The following is a 5,605-nucleotide window of genomic DNA, read 5'->3' as shown; positions in this document are numbered from 1 at the left end:
TCCGGCCAAGCGGATGCGTCTGGCCCTGCGGATTCGCGAGGCGGCTGCTCGAGCGGGGAGCGGCACAGTGCTGCTTTTCTGTGACGAGGCACAGCTTAGGTGCGGATCTTGTTTGTATGTACGGTCCCATTCTACGTCACTGCAAACATCGCTTTGAGCGCGTCGACGATCGCCGCCGCGTTCATGAACTTATCGTCGTTTCTCGCGCGCGCCCTTTGATTGCTTCTCTGCGGCAAGTTGGTTACGCGTGCGCTGCAGCTCCGCACGAAGCTCTATCACAAGATAGACCAGAGCTCGATTTTTGCGCACCTGGTCCCGCAGTTCTATCCGAAGCTGCTTCAGCTTTTGCGACGGGTCGGTGCTGGGTTGGCGCGGATGCCCCTCCTTCCGACTGGATTGCAGGCTCGCCACTATATCCCGATGAGATGTGTAGAGGTTCGCGCGGCTTACTCCAGCGAGCCGGCTCAGTTCACTCACCGTAATTCGAGAGCTTGGGCTTTCAGATCGCGCGACTTTTAGGGCTGCTTCGACACGCTCCCGGACCGACAAACGCATTGTCTTGTTCATGATTGGGACACCACTTTTCCCGTCGTGCGCGAGACGAGGCCTGCAAGGAGCGCCTTCGATTGGTCCAGACGTTTCTTAACTAGAATTTGCGTCTGCTCAGGAAGACCACGTTGCGTGAGGAACGTCTCTTCGCGGATGACCCGATCGTTCCACCACGCTTGATGCTCCGTCGTCACGACGAAGTTGGCGCAGGTTGAGCAGACATCCGGAGCCCTGAGGACTTCATTGGGTCCGATTGCATCTCCACGACAAGCCGAATGACTTTCGGAATACACGCAGTAACCCCAGTCACACGGTGCGATCTTGATACCTCGCCTGACCAGGTTGTCCACTAGCGTCTGCGGAACGGCCTTCCCGGCAAATGAAGGGTCCTTCTGGTATTGACGCCGGAACTCGTTGATGCGCTCTGCAGCCTTGCCACCCATTCGACTGCTTTGCATCAAGCTGGTCAGCGTGCGAGCGAGATCATCACGGTCTTCCTGCTCCAATAGCTGGCTGAGCTGGAAATCTGCCCCGACGTAGACACCATCCGTGAATTCGCGGTACGCATGACCATAGTGGACGGACAAGGCCTCCAGCGCCCGCTTGTCCCGTTTTACGACGAACTTGGCAAATGTCTTGCGTGCAGCGTGGGGGTGCAGCCGTGACGTGGCGGGCCTGTCCGCCCGAAATGGCGAATCGGCGAACGCTTGCATCAGCCTGATAGGAGCCGTCACACCCATCCGGTGTGCTGAAGTGCCCGGAGGGGGAATCAGCGCGGTTGATGAACGTGCCAAGAACAGAGCCTGACTGCCACTAGCCGTGCGGCATGGCGCGAACGTAGCTCGCAGCCACTCGATCACTTCGGGAATTGGATCGCCGGCAACCCATCGTCGCTGCCGCCCACCGGCTTTGGCCGCTATCCCACTCAGGTATGCGACGGGCACGCCTGCCTGCTGCCTCTCCACCTAGAGGCAGTCCACATCAAGTCGGACCAACTCTCGCACGCGCATCCCCACCATGAACAGCAGCACGATCACGGCTGCTCCGAGGGTAACTGTCATGGCTCGACACAGGATGTTGTTGGGCCGAGCAGTCTTCATTTGCAACGCACTTTCGAGATCGCTGAGAAGCGATTCCCATTGCGCCTCTTTGTAGAGAGCCTGAATCCTCGGCTGACGAGCCTTCTGGGGAAGCGTAACATTGGTGATTCGGACCTGCCACAGTTCCCCCGCCACTTGTGTCATCAGCGGGCCGAAACGGGTCAGCCATTCGATTGCATCCTTGATAAGCGGGAGCGCGACCTCTTCGGGAATCGCCTTGAATGGACGGTCGTCCGCGCATCTCAGCAACTGAACATCCGGCTCGATCAATCCTGGGTTTACGCGCAGCGAATCACTGTATCTCGTCCTAAGCTCCCACATTCTGTAATACAGCCGCACGTAGCTGTGCACCGTCGTTGCTGAGGCGCGGCCGGGCCCATGTCGTTGACGCCTGGTTTTCAGAAACATCAAGAGGTGTTGCGTGCCGAGCTGAGAGAAGCTCCAAAGTCCCTCGGATGCCATCCAGGCTACGAGATAGCGAAGCAGATTGCACCATAGCAAGACTGTAGAGTGGGCCAGACCGGATCTCCCTTTGGTCACCGGATACTCGATCATTGCTTCGAGCAGTTCCTTCAGACTTTTCAGTAGCTTCAATCTCTGGCCTGGTGTGCCACCTTCCGGCAGCATCTTGCGCCAATCGATAACCGCGAGTTCCTCCTCATACAACGCTGAGGTGCGCATATACCATTCGTACCGCGTCTTCCGATGTATCAACGGTGGTGTCATGGGCTATTCAATCCACGGCAGACGGTTTGTATCGACCAATTGACGCGCGCGATCAACTACCGCCTCACCCAGTATGGGCAGAATTTCCCGGTCGATGATCGCTTGCACGGGGCCATACATCACTTCGAACCTCATCGTCCAGCCCTCCCGAAGCGACCGTTGTCGTGCCTGCATCAATGCTTCTGATGCAGACAGCAGCCTCGCTATCACGCCGATGTCATCAACCGGAATCAAGGCTCCCGGACACGTTGCACACCGAAAGAACTGAAGGCACATCCGGCCAGGCTCACTTCCCGGCGCCAGTCCGGCAAAAGGATCCTTGCATCCGAATCCGAAGACCGTCTCCATCGGATCGCTTTCCAACTCTCGGCGCCCAATCGACTGACCCTCATGCGCTCGATCCCTGCAGCGACTTTCCTCGACAAGAGCGCCCTGGAACTTCAGAATTGTCTGCTCGTGTACCTCCCGTAAATCGCTCGCAGGCGTATATCCCTGCGTGGTGATCTCGCTTGCATGATTGAGGCGCATCTTCGCCGCACGAATGGAACGACCTGCCGCATGGTGCAATTTCGCGCCGGCACGGCGCAAGTCACGCAACTGGAAGTTGGAGAGGCCGTGCCTCTCTCGAAACGCAACCAGACAGCGATGAATGGTCTGCCAACTCGGCACACCTGTTTTTCCCTTGTTACCCCGAGCCAGAAATACCAGTACCTCTCCACCTGGCCTGACGGGCGAAACAAGCCTCTGGTTCATAGCGCATACGCGCCTGATCAGATTCGGTGCGCTCCACCTACGGCCCATTGGAAAGTCGACGCGCTGCTCACTCCCTGCACGCGGCTTCTCCCAAACGATGCATTCGAGATCCGCGCGTACCGCATGAGGTTCGATGCACGTTCGCTTGAGCAAACGCAGCGCCTGGGGGTTAGCGCTCGTCTGGATCAGGATCGCTAAGTAGAAAGGGAATATGTCGCCAACGGTGGGATAGAGGCAACAGTTGAAGTACGTCAGTCCTCCGAGCGCGTCGATCCGTGCGAGCATGCTCGACCCGCGTGGTACGCTCAAAATTCTTGCGCGAGAAGGGATTTCGCCATTTCCAATATCCACCAACTCTTGGATGACCTGTCGGAGCTGCTCATCTTGCGGGCCGTCGGCGCTTCCGGTGCGCAGCAAATCCATACGAGCCAAACGAGCTTCCGCCCGCTCAATGTCCGTGTAACAGCACCTCAGAATAGCCTTGATCTCCGCCTCACCCATGGCTTCTCTGGGTCTTACGTTCGTCCGGAGGAACTGCGAGGGCAGGAGGGCAGCCCTCGAATCGACGATATTTCTTGAGTTTCGCGCGCACCATCTGAGCAGACGGCAGACCGAGTTCATGCAACCCTGGGCGGTCTTGGAACAGCAGTGGGATTTCTCCAGCCAGCGCTTGAGGTCCCTAATACAGGTAGCTGGTAGCGGCCGCAATGAAACTTTCCGCCCCAGCGCGGCGGCAAAGCAGCGAATGTCCCTCCATACCAGTCGCTGGGTTTCGATTATGTTGTGCCCCTGCAATGCTATGAAGCCTCGAATCAAGGCGTTGGCTACCGAAGGCTCGAATCCTAGGGATCCGAAGTCGAACAGCGAGCGCGGTCGGTGGCCCTCTGGGCCCGATACGAGTAGCTGCTGGCCTGATACCCGGTGGACGAGTTGCGCTCTCATAGCGACGCCCCATACAGGAAGTCCAGAGCATTAAAGACAGCATCGCTGCTTGCCTCCATAGCCCGCAGATAAAGTTCCGTCGTAGCCATGTTCGAATGTCCCATCAATACCTGCAGGGCCTTGATCGAATTCATCGGTTTTCCCTTGCCTTGGAAGTTTTCCAGCGCTTCAAGCACCCGGATCGCAAAGGTATGGCGCATGTGATGAAGTGTCGCGCTGCTGCCAATTTCGTCGGCGCAGCGACGAAACGCCCGGGTGAGCGAAGCACGACTTACAGGTCTGCCGTGCTGGTTGAGAAAGACGAGACCGTCGTATTCCGCAGAAGCGGGTTCAGGGCGGCTTACCAGAACATGCCAGAGCGTGGCCTCGACCAATTTCGCTGGTGCTTGTATCGTCGACAACCTCGATCCCTTTCGAAGCACCTCGATAGGGATCAACCCGCCGTCCATTGCCGCCACTTCACTGGCGGTCGGCAGATCCTCAATCCTGAGCGAACAAGCCTCAAATCTCCGTGTCCCCGTCGTAATACACCACTGGAAGAGAAGCCGATACTGGCCCGGTACAATGGTGAACAGCCGACTAATCTCCTCAAGGCTTAAAACCTTGGGTAGTCTCTTGATCACGCGCGGTGCGATAGGACTACGCGGACCCCCGACCCTCACTGCGACTGGCCGCGTTAAGGATGGTGAGACCCGTCCACCGGCGCGCTCATGAAGGAAATTACCAAGCGGTGATTCCATGACGCTGCGGCGTTTTCCCCACTGATGAAACTGGGCAGCCACAACCACGCGATGATTCGCCGTTGACGATGCGTACTGCAATTGCGTCTTGCCATGTCGATCGTTGACGAGATGATTCCTATAGAGACTCAGATGTTCTTCGGTTGCATGGCTGGGCTCGATCTTTCGGGCTCGAAGAAATTCGAGCCATGGCACAAGGGCTTCGGCATAGGTGCGTACGGTATCACCCGTCGCACTTCGGCTTTTCAACGCAGTTTCAGCAAGGAAGGCACATGGCCATTGCAGGGGAACGCCATCTTGGTCGACAATCGCAGCCATCGCGCCGACATTGAAGTAGTGCATCAGTTCGGAATCTGTCGACTCTCCATCCGTCAACATAACGACGGCTTCCGGTGTTCCGAATTCTCGGTGTGGACTGAACTGCAGGATTTTCAGCGTTCTGCGAGCCATTTTCCCTCCAGGCAGTAGAGCAACTGGTCGTTCCGCGAAGCAATCGTCGCTATCAACTCGTGCGCCCCGACAGTTCGGCGTCGCCGGTGGTTCGTCGTCTACGGCGGCTACGCCGCCATAGACGACGAACCACCGGCCCAAAACAATCGCTAATCCACGGGACAAGACAGATCTTCCAACACGCCGTCCCAGTTGGACACTAGCAGCCTGAACCCAAGTGCGCAGCAGACAGACAGATGCAGTCACCTAACACAGCGCTACAACGACAACGAGTACGAGTGGCTGCGTGATGTCCACGATTCTCTCGATCGGCAGCAGATCAAGCTGTTTACCTTTCTCGTCGGT

The 5,605-nt window shown here is 57.5% G+C and carries 5 protein-coding genes and 1 pseudogene; 1 reads left to right on the top strand and 5 read right to left on the bottom strand.

Translation table 11 applies throughout. The features are described from left to right. Window positions 1-94, top strand: a pseudogene (locus A3A5_RS44660) (ATP-binding protein); the annotation flags it as partial. Window positions 95-189: 95 nt separating this feature from the next. Here A3A5_RS44660 and A3A5_RS41265 read toward each other — a convergent pair. The 5 genes from A3A5_RS41265 to A3A5_RS41255 form a co-directional block, all read right to left on the bottom strand. Continuing rightward, on the bottom strand, window positions 190-567 hold the full coding sequence (locus tag A3A5_RS41265; protein WP_232431326.1) for a hypothetical protein: 378 nt from the start codon (window positions 565-567) through the stop codon (window positions 190-192). Further along, window positions 564-1,262, bottom strand: a complete 699-nt coding sequence (locus A3A5_RS44655) for a hypothetical protein (protein WP_232431325.1) — start codon at window positions 1,260-1,262, stop codon at window positions 564-566. The genes A3A5_RS41265 and A3A5_RS44655 overlap by 4 nt, the downstream gene beginning before the upstream one ends. Before the next feature lie 252 nt (window positions 1,263-1,514). After that, window positions 1,515-2,330: a hypothetical protein gene (locus A3A5_RS44650; protein ID WP_232431324.1), complete on the bottom strand. Its 816-nt coding sequence runs from the start codon at window positions 2,328-2,330 to the stop codon at window positions 1,515-1,517. 48 nt (window positions 2,331-2,378) lie between these two features. Next, the gene (locus A3A5_RS38290; protein WP_018310722.1) at window positions 2,379-3,629 is read right to left on the bottom strand and encodes a hypothetical protein; all 1,251 of its coding nucleotides are present in this window, start codon (window positions 3,627-3,629) and stop codon (window positions 2,379-2,381) included. A 437-nt stretch (window positions 3,630-4,066) separates the two neighbouring features. After that, a complete protein-coding gene (locus tag A3A5_RS41255) occupies window positions 4,067-5,260 on the bottom strand; it encodes a tyrosine-type recombinase/integrase (RefSeq protein ID WP_232431323.1) in 1,194 nt (397 codons plus the stop codon). Window positions 5,261-5,605 lie beyond the last annotated feature (345 nt).

The organism is Cupriavidus sp. UYPR2.512 (genome assembly GCF_000379565.1).
In the GTDB taxonomy this organism is placed as follows: domain Bacteria; phylum Pseudomonadota; class Gammaproteobacteria; order Burkholderiales; family Burkholderiaceae; genus Cupriavidus.
Note: the sequence above shows the minus strand (reverse complement) of the source record. Positions and strands in the feature narration are given on the sequence as shown.